The sequence below is a fragment of the Citrobacter sp. Cpo071 genome (assembly GCF_030332765.1).
Taxonomy (GTDB): Bacteria; Pseudomonadota; Gammaproteobacteria; order Enterobacterales; family Enterobacteriaceae; genus Citrobacter; species Citrobacter portucalensis.
Genome location: NZ_JAOWHE010000022.1, coordinates 1 through 817 on the forward strand (window position 1 = coordinate 1; position 817 = coordinate 817).

Sequence of the window (817 nt, forward strand, 5' to 3'; positions counted from 1 at the left end):
CGGGAAGCTTTCCCGAAACAAATCTCCCTCGGTGGGAAAAACGTGGCGTGGGCGCAGTCTGAAATCACCGCATGGATGGCGGATCGCATTGCCGAGCGCAACCGGGGCTATGACGCATGATGACAACCACTCAGCAAACAGCCCCTTTTTCTGGCTTGCTTCTTTTCGCCGTTTCCAGGTATAGTTTTCCCGCTGCCGCAAAATCGGCAGCCGGGATTTGCAGCCCGTGTAACTCAATGGCGACACCGGACGCGCCATGCGTCTTTTTTTACGTCGTAGCTCAGGCACACCCATTTTTCGGGCTGTGGTGTTTACACCGTGGCTCCTGTCAGATAATGGTGACCCGGGCGGGGCAGCCTTCGGGCTGGCCGGTATCCATTGAGGCCGGTACTGCAAACCCCGTCCGGGCCACCACCCATGAGATTTGCAGCTCCGGTGGTGGCGATAACCGTTACTCAATGGAGGTTGCCCTTATGGCTACGACCCTCACCCCGTCACACCCGCAGTTTGTCTTTGTGTTTGCCGCCGTTCGTCGCGCAGACCGTAAACCCCGTATTTGTATGCTTCGCACCGTTGCCGGTGATGAGCACGCCGCACGCCTTTCTCTTGTTCGCGATTACGTTCTCTCGTTCGCTGGCCGTCTGCCGGTTGCGGAGGTGCGCGCATGAGACACACCACCATTACCGCCCGTGACCTCGAATGTCTGGAGCATATGCGCAATGTCGGCCAGCTCGTCAGCGACCTGATGCAGGTGCAGGACTGCGCCACCGTTCGTCGTGACCCTGCGCAGCAGTTACAGCTCACCTCCGTGATTTAC

2 protein-coding genes are annotated in these 817 nt (G+C 58.6%); both read left to right on the top strand.

Features of this window, described 5'->3' with window-relative positions:
* On the top strand, positions 1 to 120 hold a 120-nt coding region (locus OGY09_RS00275), incomplete at its 5' end, for a helix-turn-helix transcriptional regulator (protein WP_286589733.1).
* Positions 117 to 668, top strand: coding sequence for a host cell division inhibitor Icd-like protein (locus OGY09_RS00280; RefSeq protein ID WP_097488403.1), 552 nt, complete (start codon positions 117 to 119; stop codon positions 666 to 668). The genes OGY09_RS00275 and OGY09_RS00280, both read left to right, overlap by 4 nt.
* The last annotated feature ends 149 nt before the right edge of the window (positions 669 to 817 follow it).